Here is a 19797-nt window from a genome sequence, read left to right as displayed (position 1 = left end):
CCGCACCGGATGCGCCAATGCCCGCACCGGATGCGCCAATGCCCGCACGGCTTGCGGATCGGTGAACTCGACATCGGCCGGGCGATCATCGGAGGCCATCGATGCAAGAGCCTCCTCCTGCATCGATGGCGTCAAGTGGCCGCCATGTACGTCCAGGTGAACCAGGCGCAATGAGACGACTGCAGTCATCTTGACGGGAACCTGTCAAAGATTCGACAATCGCTCCCACCGCCCCACACCTTGGAGAACCGTTGACTCATGGCCCGTCTCGCCGCGCGACGCTGCTGGCGGCAGCCGCCGGTGCGCTCGCACTGCCCGCCATATGTTCCGGACCCGCGCGTGCCGCCACCCCCCTCCCGCCGGGAAGCCGTGAACTTCCCGTCGTCACGCACGCCCGCCATCCCGGCGCCGTCCAGGGTCCTGAAGCAGCGCGCAGCGCCCACACCGAGCCATTGAACGCCACCGTCAACTGTGCCCTGGGCCGAGGAGGGCCGAGCTGATGGCCACGTTTGTCACCCGCTCCCAGTGGGGCGCCAGGGCGCCCAAGAGCGTCAGCAACAACATCACCCCGGCACAGGGCGGCGTGGTCGTCCATCACGTCGACGCCGTGAAAGTGGCCAAGGCCCATCACGCTGACTGCGCCGCCCAGGTACGGGGCATCCAGAACTTCCACATGGACTCCAACGGCTGGTCGGACATCGCCTACAGCCACCTCGCCTGCGTCCACGGCTACCTCTTCCAGGGCCGCGGTGAGAACGTCCGCACCGCCGCCCAGGGCACCACGCAGGGCAACGACGACTGGTACGCGGTCTGTGCGCTGACCGGCGGCTCCAGCAGCAACTACGACACCATCACTGCCGGGCTCATCGACGCCGTCCGCCACGGGATCAACCGCCTGCGGGTGTCGGGCGGCGCCGCGCAGGCCATCACCGGCCACCGGGACCACCACGCGACCGCCTGCCCGGGCAACCTGTACTCCCGGGTACTCAGCGGCGAGGTCAACCCCGGCGGCGGGCCCTTGCCCTATCCCGGAGTCAGCTTCCGCCAGCCGCCGACCTTCGAGCACGCCAGCGTGGCGACCTGGCAGTACCGGATGAACAGCGCGCACGGTTACTCCCTCGCCGTGGACGGCCGGTACGGACCGGGCTCCGACTCCGCCTGCCGCGGTTTCCAGTCGCGCAAGGGCCTGAGCGTGGACGGCATCGTCGGACCGGCCACCTGGGGTGCCACGTTCGCCTAGAACCAGCCGGGCCCACCATTTCCCGCGACGTACGCCCGTAGCCGATGAACTCCACAGGGGGACCCGTCACATGCGTTTGCCTCGCGTACTCACCACCCTGGCGGCGGGCCTCGGCCTGCTCTTCGGAGCGGTCACCGCGCCGCCCGCCCACGCCGACGACGACGCGGCGGCACCGGCCCAGTGGCGCAGCTACTGGGTGGACGCGTTCAACCCGGGCATCTACACCCCCGCGCAGGTCGCGGCCCTGGTCGAAGACGCGTTGGACGTCAACGCCAACGCTCTGATCGTTCAGGCGGCCCGGCGTTACGACTGCTTCTGCAACAACGCCCTGTACCCGCGCACCGACGCCGCGATCGCCCCGGAGCCCTACGATCCGCTGGAGGAAGTGGTCCGGCAGGGGCACGCGGCCGGACTGCAGGTGCACGCCTGGGTCAACGTCAACACCATGTGGAACAGCACCACCCCGCCCCGCTCCCCGGACCACGTCTTCAACCAGCACGGCCCGGGCGCCACCGGCGCCGACCGCTGGCTCAACAAGAAGGCCGACGGCCAGGAACTGGTGGGCGCCAACGCCTATGTCGACCCCGGCCATCCCGCGGCCGTCGACTACATCGTCCGCGGCGTCCAGAGCATTGTCCGCAACTACGACGTGGACGGCGTCAACCTCGACTATGTCCGCTACCCGGACGGCAGCTCCACCACCACCCACAGCGACTGGGGTTACAACGACGTGTCCGTCGCCCGCTTCCAACAGGCGACGGGCCGTACGGACGTACCTCTTCCGTCCGACACGGCCTGGAGCGACTGGCGGCGCAGCCAGGTCACCCATCTGGTGCGCAAGATCTACCTCGGCGTCTGGGAAGTCGCCCCGCAGGCCCGCTTGTCGATGGACGCCATCACCTACGGGCACGGGCCGCAGGCGGTCGGCGGCTGGCAGGCCACACGTACGTACGCCGAGGTCCTGCAGGACTGGGCGGGATGGCTGGACGAGGGAATCATGGACACTGCCGTGACCATGAACTACAAGCGCGACTGGGACCCGGACCAGGCGCTGATGTTCTCCGAGTGGTCCGAGTTCCTGGCCGATCACCAGGGCGAGCGGCAGGCGGTCAACGCACCCGCGTTGTACTTGAACGGCGTCGCGGACTCGCTCAGCCAGATCAGGGAGGCGCTGCGGCCCAGCGCGGCAGGCAATACCGCGGCCGGCTGGAGCGGCTACTCGTACGCCAGTCCCAGCAAGGATGTGGCGGCCAACGGCTTGGCGGTCGAGCGGGCCAAGCTGGCGAAGGCGTTGACGCAGGGCGAGGACGCGCCGTTCAAGGACGAGGCGGCGGTGCCCGGCATGCCGTGGAAGACGGCGCCTCAGGACGGGCATGTCACGGGCAGGCTCGTGTTCCGGGGCGGCGGCCCGATGGACCAGGTGCCGGTGACGCTCGCCCCGCTCACCGGCGGCGGTGAGAAGACCGTCCGGCTCAGCGACGGCTCGGGTTGGTTCGGCTTCGCCCATGTGGAACCGGGTGTGTATCTGCTCACCCTGTCCCTGCCGAAGGGCGTGATCGGCGCTCCGGCGACCGTGGTGAGGGTGAGGAAGGGCGCCATCGCGAAAGCGGAGTTCACGCCGTTCCTCACCGTACCGTGACGAAGTGCTCCCGGTCCCCGGGAAAGCTGTCGGCCGGCCGGTCGCGCGCGGTCGGCCGGGGTCAGGGCGGGCGGATCGCAGCCTGTGCCGCTCGAAACGTCATCACCACAGGTCAGGCGGCATGTCCGTACCCGTTGCCGAGGCCACCGAGGACCCGGGCGCGCAGCGGTCTGCGGCTGCCGGGGTGGTGGGCCGCCGGGGGCGTCCCTACCTCTTTGGTCATGGGGAACAGGGGTGCGCTTGATCGGGGATCCGAGCAGCAGGGCGGTCTGGATCTTCTGTCGCCGGGACACTCGGGCTTGGTCTCGCCCGGGACCGTGTAGTCCAGGACGGCTCGCCGCCCTCACCGCTTCAGAGAAGACCGTCCAGGCGGCTCGGCCGCGTTTACGACGCGGACTTCACTCGTGCGGGCTAACCAGCGGTTGTTGCCGTGCTTTTGACCATATGTGATGCCTAGCCTTGCCGTGACGGCGAGTGGTCAACAGCGAGTGCGTGGCACGGTCTACGGGCCCGGGGGTGCGGTGGAGGTCAGGGATGTGCGTCACGCGTACGGTCGTCGTGAGGTTCTGCGGGGCGTAGAGCTCGATCTGCGGCCTGGTGTGCTGGCCGGGATCGTCGGGGAGAACGGTGCGGGCAAGTCCACGCTGTTGAAGATCTTGTCCGGCGAGCTGCGCCCGCAACGTGGCACGGTCCGTCACGGAGGTCGTTTCGGCTACTGCCCACAGGACGTGGTGGTCAATGACGCTCTGACCGTGCGTCAGCACCTGGAGTTCTTCCGCGTCGCACGCGGGCTGCCGGATCTGCGACACGCCGGGGAGACCATGGAGGCGCTGCGGTTGACGGAGCACGCCGATGAGCGTGCCGGCCTGCTCAGTGGCGGTACCCGTCAGAAGCTGAACCTGACCCTGGCGCTGATGCATGACCCGCAGGTGCTGCTGCTGGACGAGCCCTACCAGGGTTTCGACTGGGACACCTACCAGCGCTTCTGGGACTTGGCGGTACGATTGCGTGACGCGGGCCGCTCAGTCCTTGTCGTCTCGCACCTGGCTTATGACGCCGAGCGCCTGGACGAGTTGTGGCGGCTTCAGGGCGGCGTCCTGCACCCCGCAACGGCGGTGCCGGCGTGAGGCGACACCTGCATCTCTTCGTCACGGCAGCCCGCTTCGACCTGGTCGAGCACGCACGCAACAGGCTCGCCATGGTCCTGGTCGCCCTGTTCATCCCTTCCTGGGTCAGCCTGGCCCACGCCGTCATCCCCAGCAGTCCTGTGACCTTCAGGCTGCGTGCGACCGGCCGGCTCCTGGCACCGGCCGGCAACCAGATCACGCAGATCACCGGTGCCATCAACGCCGTCACCCTGATCACCGGGTTCATGATGTTCGCCGTCACGTTCAACGGCGGACGCTTCGACCGCCGCCTGGCCATGGCCGGCTACCCCCGCATCCATCTCGTCCTGGCCAAGACCACCTCTTTGACCCTGGCCGCCGGCACCATCGCCGCCTATGCCACCGCGGTGATCTGCACGGCCTGGAGCCCGCGCCAGCCCGTGCAGCTCGCCGCGGCCCTGTTCTGCGGAGCCATGACCTACGGGGCGCTCGGCGTCGTCTTCGGCTCCCTGCTGCGCCGGGAGGTGGAGGGCATGTTCGCCCTGGTCATGACCAGCCTCGTCGATGTCGGCTTGCAAAGCCCCCTGGCCAGCGGCGGCACCAAAAGCGCGGCCGTGCAACTCCTGCCCACCTACGGCACCATGCAGGCCGCCACCGCCGCCGGCTTCACCCACACACCCCTGCCCGGCGACCTGGCCGTGCAGATCCTGTGGTTCACCGGCGCCGCACTCCTGGGCCTGCTCGCCTTCCACCGCCGTACCAAAGACGCCCTGACCACAAGGCCGCCCTTCCGCCTGCCCCGGCCACCCAGGCACCGGCGATCTGCGCGCCCGGCCCGGGCCACGTCGACGCCCCGCTGACAACTGTCCCGATGCGACGGCTCACAAGGCGTCCTCCAGGGGACGGTTGCGCCCTGATCGCAGAGCGAAGCCCCGGCCCCGGAAGGCAGCCGGTTGAGCGGAAAGAGTTCACAGATGCTGGTAAGGCGATGGCTGGACGCGGCGGGCATCACCGATCCCGTCCTTCGGCACTGCTACACGGTGTGTGTGCGAGAGCTGGCCGGCGCCGACGGAGGGACCGCCCGCTGGCACGGCCTGCGCAGCGCTCACGCAGCGGCCCGGCCCCACACCGCGGCACTGCTCGCGCACGGGTGCCGCGCCGATCTCTACGTCGACAGCGGCCCGGTTGAAAACCGTCAGCGCCGCTTCACCGAATTCGTCGAGGCCACCTGGGCAGCCTTCGCCGCCGGCGGCTCCCACGACCCCGTCCTGCACGCCACGGTCCACACCTATCGGACTTTCGGTATGCCGCTGTCGGTAATTGAGGACATGTTCAGCGCGATGCAGCGGGACCTCGACTTCCGTGACTTCGCCACCTTCGCGGAACTGCGCCGGTGGTGCATGCAGATGACCGGCGGCCCGATGGCCATGGTCCACCGGGTGACGGGCGTGGCGGCCGGGCCCGCGGACGAGCTGCTGGTACGCGAGTTCTCCGTGTCCGCGCAGTTGACGGATGCGCTGCGCGACCTGTCGGAAGACCTCGACGACGGGCGCCTCTACCTGCCGCTGGAGGACCTCGACCGGTTCAACGTGCACGCCGAGGACATCAAGGCCAAACGCTGGACACCGGCCATGGCCGACCTCATCGCGTTCGAGGCCGAGCGTGTCACCGAGCAACTGCACAAGGCCGCGGAAGCGGACCGCGGTCCCGCGGGTGCCCTCCGGCAGGCCAACCGTGAATATCTGGCCTTGATCATCGCTGCGGTGCTGGCCGCAGGCCAGGACGTCCTCCACCGACCGGTACAGCCGCCCCTGGGCACGCTGCTCAATGTGTGGCGGCCCCGCATGCGCGCTGTGATCCCCTGCTGACCTGTGAAAGGACGCGCCATGTCTCTTGCTGTGCCCCCCACCGGTGACACATACATCCCGCTGCTGGAGGCCGAGCTGCTGCGCTGGGTGGGCAGCGGCGACAGCATGCTGGAGCTGGCCTGCCTGGACGCGCTGTTCCCGCCGGGCAAGCTCCTGCGCCCCATCCTGTGCATGGAGTCGGCCAAAATGGTCGGCGGCACCGCCGACCAGGTGCTGGCTTTCGCGGCCGGCATCGAATGCCTGCACGTCGCCAGTCTCGTCCACGACGACATCGTCGACCAGGACCCGGTACGCCGCGGGCGGGCCTCCACCGCCGAGCAGTACGGTCTCGCCGAAGCCCTGGTGGCAGGCGACGGACTGTCGATGGCCGGAATCGCGGCCCTGCTCAGCTCCGGCCCCGCCGAGCGCGTGTTGCACGCCGTACGGGTCACCGTCGAGGCCTTGCGCCACATGTGCCGGGGCCTCATGCGCGAAACCGAGATCCGCGGCGACCTGACCTGCGGAGTGCCGACCGTCCTGAACGTCATGCAAGCCAAGACCGCCGCGCTGACCGGCGCCGCCTGCCAGGCCGGGGCGATCCTGGCCGGAGCAACCCCGCAGCAGCACCAGGCCCTGCGCCAGTACGGAGAACAGCTCGGCATGGCCTTCCAGATCCGTGACGACCTGCTCCCCTACACCGCCGAGGACCGGATCACCGGCAAGACGGCCACCAGCGACATCGCCAACCTCCAACCCACCCTGCCCGTCCTGCTCGCCTACGAAGCCGCCGACGAAGCCGACCGCAACCGTCTGACCACCGTATTCCGCGGCGGCACCGACCCCGTCACCGCACACCGGGACATCCTCGCCGTGCTGACACGAACCAACGCGCTCACCAAGGCGGCCCGGATGGCCTCCTCCTGCGCCGAACAGGCACGCGCCGAACTCACCGGCCTGCCGGACTCCACCCGGCTCGCCGAACTGGCCACATCAGCAGCCGACCGCCAGCGCTGACAAAGCGCCTGCCGGCCACGGCTCGGCGCTGCGGTTTCTGGTGCGTGACCGCGACGGCACGTGCGGTGCGGAGTTCGCCGCGGTCTTCGTGGCCGAGGGACTGGAGGTGATCTCGAGTGCCCCGCAGGCTCCTCGGGTGAACGCCCGCTGCGGGAGGATCGTCGACGGCATCCGGCGCGAGATGCTCGCCCACGTCCTGATCGTGGGCGAGGCCCACGCCCGCCACGTCCTGGCCGCCGAACGCGGGGAACACGCCCGCACCCGCATGGATAAGGGCATCCGCTGGGCGAGGCCGCAAAGAACGCGGTCTGGATGTCCTGACGAGCCGGCGGCTCACAGCCCGTTCGGGGCCGCCAGCACCATCACAAGGGCCGCCAGGAGGAAAAGCAGCACTCCTCCGTGAAGAATCATTCCGGCAGTCGTCTGGATCTTGACGGCCGTGCTCGGTGGCCTGCGACACCGGAGCGCGGCCGAGCACGACATCCACAGTCCCGGCAGCCCGGCGGCGAAGGACCCGAGGGCCCCGGGCACCGCCAGCCAGCCCGCATCCGTCTGGGCTCCCAGCATCCATACGAGCAGGCAGCCTGCTTGGGCGAGGAGTAGTCGGCGGGCGCGGGACAGAGCGCTGCGGGGGACTGCGGCCGGCGGGGGCTGAGGTGGTCGTGGCGGGGCGAAGGGGGACCGTTGCGTCCGTGTCATGGGCGTGGGTTGTTGCAGCGCCGCGCGCATGGATTCCGCGTCCGGGTAGCGCAGGGCGGGCTCCTTCGCCAGGGCGCGGGCCAGTACGGCCTCCACCGCTGGGTCTGTCGCGATGCCCAGGGAGGCGAGGGTGGGCGGTGGAGCGGTGAGGTGCAGGTAGCCGATCGCATAACTGGAGTCGGCCTCGAAGGGGAGTCGCCCGGCGAGCATCTGGAACAGCCTCACACCGACTGAGTAGAGATCGGATCGGCCGTCGATGTCGGAGCGGCCCAGGACCTGCTCCGGTGACATGTAGTGCGGGGTGCCGATCAGCCGGCCGGATCGCGTGAGGGCCGTCCCGGCCCCTCTGGCGGCCCGGACGATGCCGAAGTCCGCCACCTTCGCCGTCCCGTTCGCCGCCAGCAGTACGTTCCCCGGCTTGATGTCGCGGTGGACCAGCCCGTGCGCGTGGGCCACGGCGAGCCCGGCCAGCACCTGCGAGGCGAGATCGAGAGCCTGCGCCACCGGCAGAGCGCGTCGTTCGCGCAGCAGATCGGCAAGGCTGCGGCCGTTGACGAGTTCCATCACGATGTACGGGACCGGCTCGTCCCCCATGTCGTGGACCGCCACCACATGAGGATGGCTGATTGCGGCCATGGCCTGCGCCTCACGCCGAAACCGGGCCGGATATCCGTCGTCGACCGACAGGCCGGGTAGCATCGCCTTGAGCGCGACCGTCCGAGCCAACTTCGTGTCATAGGCCCGGAAGACAACAGCCATGCCGCCCCTGCCGAGCTTCGCATCGATCCGGTAGCGCCCACCGGCCAGTGGCGTTCCGGACCCTCATGTGTCCCCCACAGGTCCGATCATGGCACAAGTCACTCATCTGCACGCGAAGTCGGCCAATTCTCCCGGAGGGCTCGTTGACGCGAGAGGGCTCGCCCACCAGTGGCGCAGCACCGGACGCCTCGTCCCCGGACAGCGCGACGAGGAACGGGCCGCTCTCGTCCGCCGCTACTCTGGCCCGGACGCTGTCCACCCTTGCCCATGGGTGAAGGGCCCGACTGCGTCCGCCGGGACGTTCACCGTGCAGGCCGGAAGGGGATCGGGCCGGACGTGCTGCTGCCCCGGGTGTCGGCGTACTTCTCTGAACGCCCCGCCAAGTACAGATGTAGGTGCACCACTCGATGCCGGTCGGGGCCGTGCCAAGGGTCCCTTCAGGGTTTGCCGTGATCTCGTTGCCCAAGCAGTTCAGGTGGCACTGTGGGCGCCGACCTTGCGGCGATGCCCAGCCACAAGCGCGGATATGGGGAGGGGCGGCCAGTTGCTGGAGGCGTTCGGTTTTCGAGACATCCGCAAGGTGACGCTGTCGCCCGGCGGGTATATCTGACTGGCCAGCCGTTCTCCGGTGACGGCTCGGCAGCCTCGCCACCGACCGCGGCAGCAGCGTCGCACTTCTGGTCCGCCGACGGCGTTGTCAGCGCTGGCTGACCAACCAGAAGACCACCCTCACTGTCGGGCAACGCGACAGTGCCCTCAGGCGTTGCCCGCCTGCAGCAGGTCCTCGTGTCCGGAGGGCGGGAACCATCCGGCCGGAACGGCTCGTCACTGGTCATGGCCGCCGCTCGGAGCGGCGGGGGACACCATGGGTGAAGCAACAGCGGGGGTTTCCATGCAGCGTGCATCTGCGGCAAGAGCGGGCCTGACGACCGTGGCGGTGTTGACGATGCTGACAGCCAGCGGCTGCCGGGAAGACGACACGGGTCTTCCCGACCCCGCCGCCTCCCCGAGCGGGCAGGTCTCCGGGTCCGCGTCGCCGGCTCCTTCGGCGGAGCGAAGCGGCCCGCGCACCCTGGTGGACGCTCCCCGAGCGGGCGGTCTGAACAAATTGACGGGAGACCAAGCCCTGACGGACGCCCCGGTCGACCCGGGTGAGATGCGGGACGGCATGACACTGGTCATCGGCAACTACGGGGACCCGGACGGGCAGGGTGCGCCGGTGCTGTTCGAGGGCGTCGACCACGTACCCGAGGACACCAGCAAACGCCGTGAGCACCTGTTCCGGGGCATGATCGAGTACATCCAGTGGGATCCGGAGCTGGGGCAACCCCAGGCGCAGCCGGTAGAGCCCGGACCGCTCGGCGGCTCGGTGGAGTGCCTGCTCGCCTCGCTGAGCGAGGAAGGCAACGTCATCTGCGGGTGGGCCGACGAGGGCACGGCGGCCGTCGCGCTCTTCGAGGACAGCACGCTCGCCGATGCGGGAGAGCTCTTCGTGGAGATGCGCGGGGACTTGGAGCGCTGACCGGCCGACGAGCGTGAGCGACGTCGCATCCCCGTTCCTGACTCCGGCTTGTCAGGGTGACGCATTGCGGTTTCTTGGCGGGGACGGGTTTAGCCGAGGGACGCCGACCGCGCCCGCTTGCGTGGCCGGCGTCCCTCAGCCGTGTCACATATTCTCGCCGGAGTCGCTGAACAGCGGCCGTACTTCGACGAAGCCGAACGGGGCGTCCGGCAGACGGGCGGCGATCTGTTCGGCTCGTGCCTGGTTGGCGCACTCCAGGATGAACCACCCGGCCAGCTGCTCCTGTGCCTGCGCCATCGGCCCGTCGGCCACGTGCGTGGTGCCGTTGCGCACGCTCACGGTCCGCGTGGTCGCTGGGTCGGGCAGGGCTTCACCCGAGCGATCAGGAATCTGCTCATGGATAGGGAGGGCGCCGGAGCCGCGATCCGCTACCTGGTCCGCGACCGGGACGCCAAGTGCCTCGCCCTCATCGACGAGACCCTTTGCGCAGCCGGGATCGAGACCACGCCCACCGGCGTCCGCATGCCGTACATGAACTCGATCACGGAACGGCGGACGCACCCACTCCGCGCCGAACCCTTCGACCGCACCCTCCCCTCGAACGAGTAGCACCTGCGCCGGGTCCTCACGAGTGCGAGTGGTACTGCGACGAGCACCGCACCCACCGCTCACTCCACGCCGCCGCATCGTCGCGCCCCCCGAACCGATCACTGGCCCCCTGTAGATCACCCTCCTCGACAGCAGCCGTCACGACCGCCTCGGCGGAGTGATCCACGAACACCGACACACAGCCCGTCAACGCGCACGGGATATTCGGCACCTGCACCACCTCATTCCAGGGACGCCAGCGCCGTGTCAAGCAGTCGGCGCAGGCGGAGTGCGTCCGGTGCCACCGCCGTCACCAGCGCGGCGGGCCCGGCGAGCGGCATGACGGCCGCGCCCTCCTCCCACGAACGGGCGGTCGGCGGGTCGGTCGCGAACTCCGGGCGTATCAGCAGGACTTGCCCGACGGCGCGGTGTCCCGCCAGCCCTGCGGGACCGTCCCAGCCCTCCACCGCGCCGGGCCCGCAGGCCAGCTCCTGGTCGAGGACGCAGTCACCCGCGATCCATACGGTGAGACGGCTGGTCAGCCGTCCCGGCTCCTCGCCGGACCGCCCGAGCACCTGCTCCTCGCGCAGCACGAGCCGCGCCGTCGCCGCCAGGTCGACGCGGGTGGTGACCGACAGATCACTGCCCCGCACGGAGATCAACGGCTCGGGCAACCAGAGCAGTTCGGCGTCGTCGTCGACGGTGAGCCGGACGTCGTAGCGGGCCTCCGCCCGGTCCTGACCCGGCAGGGCGAGGGTGGCGCCGGCCGAGCCGACCCGGAGCCGGGCGCCCCGCGCGGCCCGGGCCGACACCGTGAAGTGGTCGCCGCCGAGGGGCCCGCTCATCGCGCCGACCAGCATGACCCGGGCCTCGGCCCCGAGGCCCCGGGTCCGCCGTATCGCCAGGGGCCCCTCGCCCTCGAGGTCGGGCAGCACCGTGCCGCCCCGTCCGTCGCCACGGGCGACGATGCTCACCCGTGCCCGCACCCCGGCCGCCGACGTCGTCATGCCGTCCACGCGGCGAGCCGCTCGCGCACCCAGTCGGCGACGTCCCGTACACCGCGCTCGCCGCGCAGCGACTGGAGGACGACGGGCAGTTCCCCGCGGTTGGCCTTGGCGTCGGCCTCCATACGGGCCAGGTCGGAGCCGACGTGAGGGGCGAGGTCGGTCTTGTTGACGACCAGCAGGTCGGCGGTGGTGACACCCGGTCCGCCCTTGCGCGGGATGTCGTCCCCGCCCGCCACGTCGATGACGAAGATCTGCGCGTCGACGAGGCCCTTGGAGAAGGTGGCGGTGAGGTTGTCCCCGCCGGACTCCACCAGGATCAGATCCAACGGCCCGACCTCGTCCTCCAGGTCTTCGACCGCTTCGAGGTTGGCGGAGATGTCGTCCCGGATCGCGGTGTGCGGGCACGCGCCCGTCTCCACGGCGGTGATCCGCTCCGGCGGCAGCACGGCCTCGCGCAACAGGAACGCGGCGTCCTCCCGCGTGTAGATGTCGTTGGTGACGACGGCGAGCGACAGCTCCTCCCGCAGGGCGCGGCAGAGCGCGGCGACCGTCGCGGTCTTCCCGGAGCCGACGGGACCGCCGAGGCCGATGCGCAGGGCGCGGCGGGTGCCGTCCGGGCGGTGGGCGTCGGCGGGGACGGCGGCGGGGCCGTCGTGGTGGTGGCCGAGACTCATGATGTACCTCCGCTGTGTGCTGGGGACCTGCTCCTGCGGCACGGGGATCGGCGGATCGGTCCGGCCGTCCGGCACGCCGGGGCGAGCCCCCGGGGGTGTGACGCGCCCGGGATGCCCCGGGCGCGGGAAGGTGGGCCGTCGCGTGGACTACGACGCGAACAGCCGTACGGGCCATTTGGCGTGTGCCTCGGCCCCGATCTCGAGCAGGGGAGCGGACCGGGCCGGCAGGGCCTCGGGTCCGTCGCTCAGAGCCCGCTGTCCTGCCTCCACGGCGTCCTGGGCCGCACGGTCCAGGGCGGGCGCGAGCCGGGCGAGCACCGCGGTGGCGTCGAACGGGTCGAGCCCGAGCAGCCGCACGACGGCCGTCGCCGGTCCGCTCACGCCCTCGTAGAGGGAACAGTACGCCGCGTCCTGTGGCCCCAGCCCGGCCGCGCGGGCGGCCGTGCCGAGGGCGACGGGCTGATGGGCGCCCTTGGGGAACTGGTGGGCCAGCTCGTCCAGTTCGGGGTGGGGCCAGGTGGCACGGGCGGCCCGCACCAGCTGCCGTCCCAGTCTCCTGGCCACCAGGCGCAACGCGGGGGACGGGGTGCGGGCGTCCGCGGCCCGGTCCAGCTCGCGAGGATCGACGCCGAGTGCCGCAGCGGCCGCCAAAGACGCCGCCACGGCGCCGCTCGTGTGCAGTCGCCCGCGGCAGAACTGCTCCAGGCTCACCGCATCGGTGATGCGTCCCGCCTTGACGGCGGCCTCCGCCCCGCCGGAGTGGGCGTGCCCTCCAGCGGGGAAGCGGCCGTCCGCCAGGACGAGGAGTGCTGCGCGACTCATGGCGCACTCAGAACAGGAAGTACCGCTGGGCGAGCGGTAGTTCGGTGGCCGGCGCGGGTTCGACGAGTTCCCCGTCGATGGTGACCGCGAAGGAGTCCGCGGCGACCTCGACGCGCGGCAGGGCGTCGTTCTGCCGCATGTCGGCCTTGGTCAGGCCACGGGTCGACCGGATGGGCACGAACGTCTTCCCGAGGCCGAGGCGTTCCGGCAGCCCGGCTTCGACGGCCGCCTCCGCCACGAAATTGAACGAGTTGGAGGCGGGGGCGGTGCCCAGCGTGCCGTACATCGGGCGCGGCAGGATCGGCTGCGGCGTGGGTATGGAGCCGTTCGGGTCACCGACCTGCGCGTACGCGATCTGACCGCCCTTGATCACCATCTGCGGCCGAACACCGAAGAACCGGGGGTCCCAGAGCACCAGGTCGGCGAGCTTGCCGGTCTCCACCGAGCCGACCTCGTGGTCGATGCCCTGGGCCACCGCGGGGTTGATGGTGTATTTGGCGACATAGCGACGGGCACGCAGGTTGTCGGCCTGGGTGTCACCGGGCAGGAAGCCCCGGCGCCGCTTCATCACGTGCGCGGTCTGCCAGGTCCGCAGGACCACTTCTCCCATACGGCCCATGGCCTGGGCGTCCGACGACATGATGGAGATGGCTCCCATGTCGTGCAGGATGTCCTCGGCCGCGATGGTGCTGGGGCGGATGCGGGACTCGGCGAAGGCCAGGTCCTCGGGGACCGCGGGGTTCAGATGGTGGCAGACCATCAGCATGTCGAGGTGCTCCTCGACGGTGTTGACGGTGTGCGGCCGGGTCGGGTTGGTGGACGCGGGCAGGATGTTCGGCAGCGAAACCGCCGTGATCATGTCAGGTGCGTGACCGCCACCGGCGCCCTCCACGTGGAAGGCGTGCAGCGTGCGTCCGGCCACGGCGCCGAACGTGTCGTCGACGAACCCGGCCTCGTTCAGGGAGTCGGCGTGGATGGCCAGTTGGGCGCCGGACTCGTCGCACACGTCGAGACAGGCGGAGATCACCGCAGGGGTCGCACCCCAGTCCTCGTGGACCTTGAAGCCGAGGACCCCGGCGCGCAGTTGGTCGCGCATGGACTCCTTCGACATGGTGCTGCCCTTGCCGAGGAAGCCGATGTTGACGGGGCTCGACTCCAGGGCGCCGAACATCCACGCCAGGTGCCAGGCACCCGGGGTGACGGTGGTCGCCTTGCTGCCCTCGGCCGGGCCCGTGCCGCCGCCGATGAGCGTGGTGACGCCACTGGCGAGTGCCTCGTCGACGACGGTAGGCGCGATGAAGTGGACATGAGTGTCGATGCCGCCCGCCGTGACGATCTTGCCGTTGCCCGCGATGATCTCGGTCTCGGGGCCGATGACGAGATCGGGGTGGACGCCGTCCATGGTGTCGGGGTTGCCGGACTTGCCGATGCCGGTGATCCGGCCGTCGCGGACACCGATGTCGGCCTTGACGATGCCCCAGTGGTCGATGATCACGACACCGGTGATCACGGTGTCCGGTGCGCCCTCGGCGCGGGTGGCGCGCGACTGGCCCATGGACTCGCGCAGCACCTTGCCCCCGCCGAAGACGGACTCGTCGCCGGAGCGGCCGGGACCGCCGCAGCGGTCCTCCTCGATCTCGACGAGCAGGTCGGTGTCGGCGAGACGGATGCGGTCACCCGTGGTCGGACCGAAGAGGTCGGCGTACGCGACGCGGGACAGTTCAGGCATCGAGGGCACCTCCGATCGCGCCGCGCAGGCCCACGACGACGCGAGCGCCCGCGAGGGGGACAAGCTCCACGTCCACCGGGATGCCGGGTTCGAACCGGACGGCGGTGCCGGCGGCGATGTTGAGCCGACGGCCGCGGGCGGTGACCCGGTCGAAGTCGAGGGCGGGGTTGGCCTCGGCGAAGTGGTAGTGGGAACCGACCTGGACGGGCCGGTCGGCGGTGTTGAGCACGGTCAGCGTGCTGGTCTCGAACCCCTCGTTGAAGGCGACGGGCTCGTCGGCGAACAGGATCTCTCCGGGAACCATCACTCCTGCCCCCTCACGTGATCGGCTCGTGGACGGTGACCAGCTTGGTGCCGTCCGGGAAAGTGGCTTCGACCTGCACGTCGCGGAGCATCTCGGGTATGCCCTCCATGACCTCGTCGCGGCGGAGGAGTTGCCTTCCGGAGGCCGTCAACTCGCTGACGGTGCGACCGTCGCGGGCGCCTTCGAGGACGTGCGAGGTGATCAGGGCGACGACCTCGGGATGGTTGAGCTTCACACCTCGTGCACGGCGTTTTTCAGCCACGTCCGCAGCTACATGGATGAGCAGCTTCTCCTGCTCGTGCGGGGTCAGTTGCACGCGTTCCACCTCACAGAAAGATCACGCCGGATCGAATGGTCCGGCGGTCGCGGTTGCCGCGCTGCTTCTAGATGTAACACACAGGAATGCAGGTCAGCGCACATGGAGGTGTGCGGAAACCGCAATTGGATGGAAGCGGCTTCCTGGTATTAGGATGGCTGAATTACGTCGCCCGGTTGTGATTCTTCGAGGACCGGTTCGCTCGGCGTTCTTTCGTGATGTCTCGATGGCAGTGGCCGGGGCCGACGACACCGGAAGCAGTGAGGTTTTTCCAACCGGCCCCACGCCGAGGCATGGTGGAGGACGAGAACGGCTTGGGCGATCGCAAAGAAGCGGTCGGTGACGAGGCGAAGCCTTCGTAGGAGGCGCTGGCCCTCTGATTCGCCTCGGTGATCCGGCATTTGGGAGCCGGCCTCTGCGAGTTTCTCCGTTTCAGCGCGGGAACGATGCTGACACACGCCCCAACGGGCGCCGGGGCAGTTTCTCTTCTGGGCGGAGCCCTTGTGCCGGCGACCGGACCGCGCCGGCGCGCAGCGTGTCTCACCGGTCCCTGGTCGCGGTGGCGAGCAAGGAGGCGGCAGGGTCGGCGGGCTTGCGCCCCGTCGGCCGCACCGCGCGGCATCCGGCGCAGGTCCAGCCCGGCCTGTGTCGCTCGGAGAGTCGTCGTCGCAGGTGGGAGGGATGCGGTTCGACTACTGGGGGCATGCCCGTGTGATCGGGTTCTTGTCGGACAGGGTGGCCCGGGGGTTGCTGTCCGTCTTGTCGGTGTTGCTGCGCGGTGAACCCGCCAAGGACGCGGGGCTGTTCGTGTTGCGGTACGAGAGCGTGGTTCTGCGTCGGCGGCCGGCGGGTCGGTCCGCTACGGGTCGGCCGGTTCTGGTTCGCCGTCCCGTCCGTGTTGGTGCCCCGGCGACGTCGGCGGGAGGCCTTCCCAGGCACCCTCGCCACCCTGCTCACCCGGCATCGCAGGTTCGTCGCCGTCAGGTGGGGGAGTGCACCGGGCACCCACCTGCCCAGCGGCGGTCAAGGCGCTCGTTTTGCGTCCGGCCCGGGAGGATCCGCGGTGGGACACCGATGGATCCAAGGGGGAGTTGGCCCGGCTCGGGGATCGGATCGCCGCCTCGACGGCCTGGGGGATCCTCAACGCCGCGGGCACCGGCCCGGCGCCGCGTCGCCCCGGTCCGGCCCGACTCCCTGACCGCCCGGGCCGGGAGCATCGTCGCGGCGGGCTTCTTCCACCTCGACGCCGTGCTCGACACGGGGTGCCTGCGCATCACCGGAAGTCACCGCCTGCCCGGCCCGGGAGGGGGTCGGGCAACGGTCGTGGAATCTCGCCGCCGGTCCGGGCAGGCGCATGGAGCGATGACTTCTCGAGCAGCACAGGGTCCGGCACGGTGGCTCCCCGGTGACCTGCATCCGGCCGGCGTTTTCACCGATCCCGGCCCTTCGGCGCTGTGACCGGGTTCAGTGACCCCCGCGCGGGCGATCCGGCCCGCGACCTCGTCGCTCCTTGCGTGCTGCTGCCGGACGGCGTCACCGACCGCTTCCACGGCTGACGCGGCGAGGTGCCCCGCAGTGCCGTGCTCTTCGAGTGCCGGTGTTTTCCGCCTGCGAGCCGACGGAGCCGGTCGCGTGCGCCCCGTACAAGCCCCGGGCAGGAAGAGTGACGCAGGCCACAGCCACACACTGTCCGATCGGTCAGTCCTGACCGATCGGACAGTTATCGTGGAGGCATGGCACGCTCCGCCTCCGCCCTGCGCGGTCAGATCCTGGAGTCGGCACTGCGACTGTTCGCCGTGCACGGCTTCCGCGGCACCTCGTTGCAGGACATCGCCTCCGACGTGGGCTGCTCGAAGGCGTCACTCCTCTACCACTTCGCCGGCAAGGAAAAGATCCTCACCGAGCTGCTGACCCCGGCTCAGGACGCCCTGGCCACGCTGCTCGACCGCGTGGCCGGGCTGGAGGGCGGCCGGCTGGTGGAGGAGACCGTCGTCGGATACGTCGACCTGACGCTGCGGTTCCGCCGCGAGATCCGGCTTCTCTTCGAGGACATCACCGAGATGTCCTGCCACCAGGACCTCAACGTCATGGAGTTGGCAGACGGGCTGCTGGACGCGCTGGCCGGCCGCTCGCAGCACCCGCCGGCCCGGGTGGCGGCGTGGATGGTGCTGGGCGCCGTCTTCATCACCAGTGCCACCGATGACGAGGTGGCGCCGGACGAGGTGCTGCGCGCCGAAATGATCCGCAGTGCGCTGCGGGCGCTTGACCACACACCCAGTTGACCCCTAACGGAAAGACCCCTCCTCCATGGCGACCTTGCTGTACCGGCTCGGGCGGTTCTCCTTCCGCAGAAGAGGCCGAATAGCCGCGGTCTGGCTGCTCCTGCTGATCCTGCTGGGTGTCGGAGCCGCCACCCTGATGGGCCCGACCAGTGACAAATTCTCCATGCCGGGCACCGAGTCCCAGCGGGCGCTGGACGACCTCGACCGGCAGTTCCCGCAGGCCGGCGGAGCCACCGGCACCATCGTCGTCGCCGCACCCGAGGGCGGGAAGCTGGACCCCGCCGCGGTGGCACCCGTGGTGAAGGAAGCCTCCCAGATCGACGGCGTCACCGCCGCCATGGACCCGTTCCAAACCGGCTCCGTCTCCCAGGACGGCCGCTACGCCCTGATCCAGGTGCAGTTCGACAAGGGCGCCGACGAGGTCACCGACGAGCAGAAGTCGGCCTACGAGGCCGTCGGCGCCGACGTCGAGGGCCTGCGGATCGAGCACGGTGGCGAGGTCATGGGCGGTGAGGTGGAGGTCGGCTCCACCGAGGCGCTCGGCGTCCTGGTCGCCGCGGTGGTCCTGGTCATCACCTTCGGCTCACTGGTCGCCGCCGGCATGACCCTGCTGAACGCGCTGATCGGCGTCGCGGTCGGCATGGCCGGACTCTTCTCCCTGACCAGTGTCATCGAACTGACCTCCACCGCCCCCATCCTGGCGCTGATGCTGGGCCTGGCCGTCGGCATCGACTACTCGCTCTTCATCACCTCCCGCTACCGCCAGTACCTCGCCGAGGGCCTCCAGCCCGAGGAGGCCGCCGGTCGCGCGACCGGCACCGCCGGCTCCGCCGTCGTCTTCGCCGGTGCCACCGTCGTCATCGCCCTGGCCGGCCTCTCCGTCGTCGGCATCCCCTTCCTGAGCGTGATGGGCCTGGCCGCGGCGGGCACCGTCGCCGTCGCCGTGCTGGTCGCCCTCACCCTGCTGCCGGCCTTCCTCTCCTTCGCCGGCAAGAAGGTCCTGCCGCGCAAGCAGCGCCACACCGGCGGGCACACCGCCGAGGACGGCACCAGCGCCGAGGGCTTCGGCTTCACCTGGGGCCGGCTCGTCACCAAGCTGCGCGTCCCGCTCCTGGTCGCCGGCATCCTCGGGCTGGGCGCGCTCACCCTCCCGGCCCAGGACATGCGCATAGCCCTGCCGGACGCGGGCACCGCCGCCAAGGGCTCTCCCGCACGTGAGGCGTACGACCTGACGTCCGAGGGCTTCGGCGAGGGCTTCAACGGCCGTCTCATCGCCGTCGTCAACGGTGAGGACGCGCAGTCCACCGGGGCGGCCGCCGAGAAGGCCACCGCCCTCATCCAGGCCACCGACGGCATCCTGGCCGTGGCCCCGCCGCAGCTGAACGAGCAGGGCACCACCGCCCTGCTGGCCATCATCCCCGAGGCCGGTCCGACCGCCGCCGCCACCGAGGACGCCGTCCACGACATCCGCGACCGGGTCGCGGACATCGAGGGCGCCGACATCGCCCTCACCGGCGCGACCGCCCTGGGCATCGACGTCTCGAAGAAGCTCGCCGACGCCCTGCCGGTGTACCTGCTCCTGGTGGTGGGCCTGTCCATCCTGCTGCTCATGCTGGTCTTCCGGTCGATCCTGGTGCCGCTGAAGGCGGCCCTGGGCTTCCTGCTCACCGTGGGTGCGACCTTCGGCATCACCGTCGCCATCTTCCAGGAGGGTCACCTCGCCGGCCTGGTGGGCGTCGACACCCCCGGCCCGCTGGTGAGCTTCCTGCCGATCCTGCTCATCGGCATCCTGTTCGGCCTCGCCATGGACTACGAGGTCTTCCTCGTCTCCCGCATGCGCGAGGACTTCGTCCACGGCGCCGACCCGCAGGCGGCCATGGTCAGCGGCATGGGCCACAACGCCCGCGTCGTCACGGCCGCCGCGCTCATCATGACGTCCGTGTTCGGGGGCTTCGTCCTGATGGACGACCCGATCATCAAGTCCATCGGGTTCGCCCTCGCCGTCGGTGTGGTCATCGACGCCTTCGTCGTCCGTATGGCGCTGGTCCCGGCGGTGATGTCGCTGCTCGGCCGTGCCGCCTGGTGGCTGCCCAAGCCCGTCGACAAGGCCCTGCCCGACCTCGACATCGAGGGCGAGAAGCTGAACCGGCAGCTGGCCGCGGAGACGCGCGACGAGACCCCCGTCTCGGTCTGACCCGCGCACTCGGCCGGTCCGGACAGCACTCGGCCGGTCCGGACCGGCCGAGTGC

Annotated in this window: 18 protein-coding genes and 1 pseudogene; 10 read left to right on the top strand and 9 right to left on the bottom strand. The window is 70.3% G+C overall.

Features of this window, described 5'->3' with window-relative positions; all coding sequences use genetic code 11:
• Positions 1–189 (bottom strand): annotated as a pseudogene (locus B7L92_RS40175) (hypothetical protein); the annotation flags it as partial.
• A 310-nt stretch (positions 190–499) separates the two neighbouring features.
• Here B7L92_RS40175 and B7L92_RS04870 point away from each other — a divergent pair.
• From B7L92_RS04870 to B7L92_RS04845, 6 genes are all read left to right on the top strand, one after another.
• Positions 500–1240 (top strand): peptidoglycan recognition protein family protein, encoded by a 741-nt coding sequence (locus B7L92_RS04870; RefSeq protein ID WP_081236239.1) that lies wholly within the window; start codon positions 500–502, stop codon positions 1238–1240.
• Between the two features lie 70 nt (positions 1241–1310).
• Entirely contained in the window at positions 1311–2879 is a 1569-nt protein-coding gene (locus B7L92_RS04865; protein WP_081236238.1) for a family 10 glycosylhydrolase, read from the top strand.
• Between the two features lie 521 nt (positions 2880–3400).
• A complete protein-coding gene (locus tag B7L92_RS04860; RefSeq protein ID WP_107501375.1) occupies positions 3401–4006 on the top strand; it encodes an ABC transporter ATP-binding protein in 606 nt (201 codons plus the stop codon).
• Positions 4003–4845 (top strand): ABC transporter permease, encoded by an 843-nt coding sequence (locus B7L92_RS04855; RefSeq protein ID WP_081236237.1) that lies wholly within the window; start codon positions 4003–4005, stop codon positions 4843–4845. Before B7L92_RS04860 ends, B7L92_RS04855 begins: the two co-directional genes overlap by 4 nt.
• A gap of 93 nt (positions 4846–4938) precedes the next feature.
• Positions 4939–5853 (top strand): phytoene/squalene synthase family protein, encoded by a 915-nt coding sequence (locus B7L92_RS04850; protein WP_255310756.1) that lies wholly within the window; start codon positions 4939–4941, stop codon positions 5851–5853.
• A gap of 18 nt (positions 5854–5871) precedes the next feature.
• Positions 5872–6846, top strand: coding sequence for a polyprenyl synthetase family protein (locus B7L92_RS04845; RefSeq protein ID WP_081236235.1), 975 nt, complete (start codon positions 5872–5874; stop codon positions 6844–6846).
• A 333-nt stretch (positions 6847–7179) separates the two neighbouring features.
• Here B7L92_RS04845 and B7L92_RS04835 read toward each other — a convergent pair whose 3' ends face one another.
• Complete coding sequence (locus B7L92_RS04835; protein WP_255310758.1) at positions 7180–8331, bottom strand: serine/threonine-protein kinase; 1152 nt, start codon at positions 8329–8331, stop codon at positions 7180–7182.
• A 919-nt stretch (positions 8332–9250) separates the two neighbouring features.
• Between B7L92_RS04835 and B7L92_RS04830 the strand changes: the two genes are divergently transcribed.
• The gene (locus tag B7L92_RS04830; RefSeq protein ID WP_255310757.1) at positions 9251–9826 is read left to right on the top strand and encodes a hypothetical protein; all 576 of its coding nucleotides are present in this window, start codon (positions 9251–9253) and stop codon (positions 9824–9826) included.
• Between the two features lie 144 nt (positions 9827–9970).
• Here B7L92_RS04830 and B7L92_RS41535 read toward each other — a convergent pair whose 3' ends face one another.
• Positions 9971–10165, bottom strand: a complete 195-nt coding sequence (locus B7L92_RS41535) for a YciI family protein (protein WP_218030427.1) — start codon at positions 10163–10165, stop codon at positions 9971–9973.
• A 57-nt stretch (positions 10166–10222) separates the two neighbouring features.
• Between B7L92_RS41535 and B7L92_RS41530 the strand changes: the two genes are divergently transcribed.
• Entirely contained in the window at positions 10223–10435 is a 213-nt protein-coding gene (locus B7L92_RS41530; RefSeq protein WP_218030426.1) for a hypothetical protein, read from the top strand.
• 221 nt (positions 10436–10656) lie between these two features.
• Here the strand turns inward: B7L92_RS41530 and B7L92_RS04820 are convergent, their stop codons facing one another.
• The 6 genes from B7L92_RS04820 to B7L92_RS04795 all read right to left on the bottom strand — a co-directional run bounded on the left by B7L92_RS04820 (position 10657) and on the right by B7L92_RS04795 (position 15266).
• Positions 10657–11421, bottom strand: a complete 765-nt coding sequence (locus tag B7L92_RS04820; protein ID WP_081236241.1) for an urease accessory protein UreD — start codon at positions 11419–11421, stop codon at positions 10657–10659.
• On the bottom strand, positions 11418–12095 hold the full coding sequence (gene ureG, locus B7L92_RS04815) for an urease accessory protein UreG (protein WP_081236231.1): 678 nt from the start codon (positions 12093–12095) through the stop codon (positions 11418–11420). Before ureG ends, B7L92_RS04820 begins: the two co-directional genes overlap by 4 nt.
• A 147-nt stretch (positions 12096–12242) precedes the next feature.
• A complete protein-coding gene (locus tag B7L92_RS04810) occupies positions 12243–12917 on the bottom strand; it encodes an urease accessory protein UreF (protein ID WP_081236230.1) in 675 nt (224 codons plus the stop codon).
• A 7-nt stretch (positions 12918–12924) separates the two neighbouring features.
• Positions 12925–14646, bottom strand: coding sequence for an urease subunit alpha (locus tag B7L92_RS04805; protein ID WP_081236229.1), 1722 nt, complete (start codon positions 14644–14646; stop codon positions 12925–12927).
• Positions 14639–14950, bottom strand: coding sequence for an urease subunit beta (locus B7L92_RS04800; RefSeq protein WP_016827941.1), 312 nt, complete (start codon positions 14948–14950; stop codon positions 14639–14641). Before B7L92_RS04800 ends, B7L92_RS04805 begins: the two co-directional genes overlap by 8 nt.
• 13 nt (positions 14951–14963) lie before the next feature.
• The gene (locus B7L92_RS04795) at positions 14964–15266 is read right to left on the bottom strand and encodes an urease subunit gamma (protein WP_081236240.1); all 303 of its coding nucleotides are present in this window, start codon (positions 15264–15266) and stop codon (positions 14964–14966) included.
• Positions 15267–16999: 1733 nt separating this feature from the next.
• Between B7L92_RS04795 and B7L92_RS04785 the strand changes: the two genes are divergently transcribed.
• The gene (locus B7L92_RS04785; RefSeq protein ID WP_004992911.1) at positions 17000–17548 is read left to right on the top strand and encodes a TetR/AcrR family transcriptional regulator; all 549 of its coding nucleotides are present in this window, start codon (positions 17000–17002) and stop codon (positions 17546–17548) included.
• Between the two features lie 25 nt (positions 17549–17573).
• Positions 17574–19742: an MMPL family transporter gene (locus tag B7L92_RS04780; protein WP_081236228.1), complete on the top strand. Its 2169-nt coding sequence runs from the start codon at positions 17574–17576 to the stop codon at positions 19740–19742.
• Positions 19743–19797 lie beyond the last annotated feature (55 nt).

Origin of the sequence: Streptomyces viridosporus (genome assembly GCF_002078235.1) — a bacterium.
GTDB classification, from domain to species: Bacteria; Actinomycetota; Actinomycetes; order Streptomycetales; family Streptomycetaceae; genus Streptomyces; species Streptomyces viridosporus.
Note: the sequence above shows the minus strand (reverse complement) of the source record. Positions and strands in the feature narration are given on the sequence as shown.

What these genes read in the sequence shown, in the direction of transcription:
- B7L92_RS04870 (WP_081236239.1), top strand. Translation starts at nt 500, where the DNA reads ATGGCCACGTTTGTCACCCGCTCCCAGTGGGGCGCCAGGGCGCCCAAG.
- B7L92_RS04820 (WP_081236241.1), bottom strand. Translation starts at nt 11,421, where the DNA reads ATGACGACGTCGGCGGCCGGGGTGCGGGCACGGGTGAGCATCGTCGCC.
- B7L92_RS41530 (WP_218030426.1), top strand. Translation starts at nt 10,223, where the DNA reads ATGGATAGGGAGGGCGCCGGAGCCGCGATCCGCTACCTGGTCCGCGAC.
- B7L92_RS04785 (WP_004992911.1), top strand. Translation starts at nt 17,000, where the DNA reads ATGGCACGCTCCGCCTCCGCCCTGCGCGGTCAGATCCTGGAGTCGGCA.
- B7L92_RS04800 (WP_016827941.1), bottom strand. Translation starts at nt 14,950, where the DNA reads ATGGTTCCCGGAGAGATCCTGTTCGCCGACGAGCCCGTCGCCTTCAAC.
- B7L92_RS04810 (WP_081236230.1), bottom strand. Translation starts at nt 12,917, where the DNA reads ATGAGTCGCGCAGCACTCCTCGTCCTGGCGGACGGCCGCTTCCCCGCT.
- B7L92_RS04805 (WP_081236229.1), bottom strand. Translation starts at nt 14,646, where the DNA reads ATGCCTGAACTGTCCCGCGTCGCGTACGCCGACCTCTTCGGTCCGACC.
- B7L92_RS04845 (WP_081236235.1), top strand. Translation starts at nt 5,872, where the DNA reads ATGTCTCTTGCTGTGCCCCCCACCGGTGACACATACATCCCGCTGCTG.
- B7L92_RS04830 (WP_255310757.1), top strand. Translation starts at nt 9,251, where the DNA reads ATGCTGACAGCCAGCGGCTGCCGGGAAGACGACACGGGTCTTCCCGAC.
- B7L92_RS04865 (WP_081236238.1), top strand. Translation starts at nt 1,311, where the DNA reads ATGCGTTTGCCTCGCGTACTCACCACCCTGGCGGCGGGCCTCGGCCTG.
- ureG (WP_081236231.1), bottom strand. Translation starts at nt 12,095, where the DNA reads ATGAGTCTCGGCCACCACCACGACGGCCCCGCCGCCGTCCCCGCCGAC.
- B7L92_RS04780 (WP_081236228.1), top strand. Translation starts at nt 17,574, where the DNA reads ATGGCGACCTTGCTGTACCGGCTCGGGCGGTTCTCCTTCCGCAGAAGA.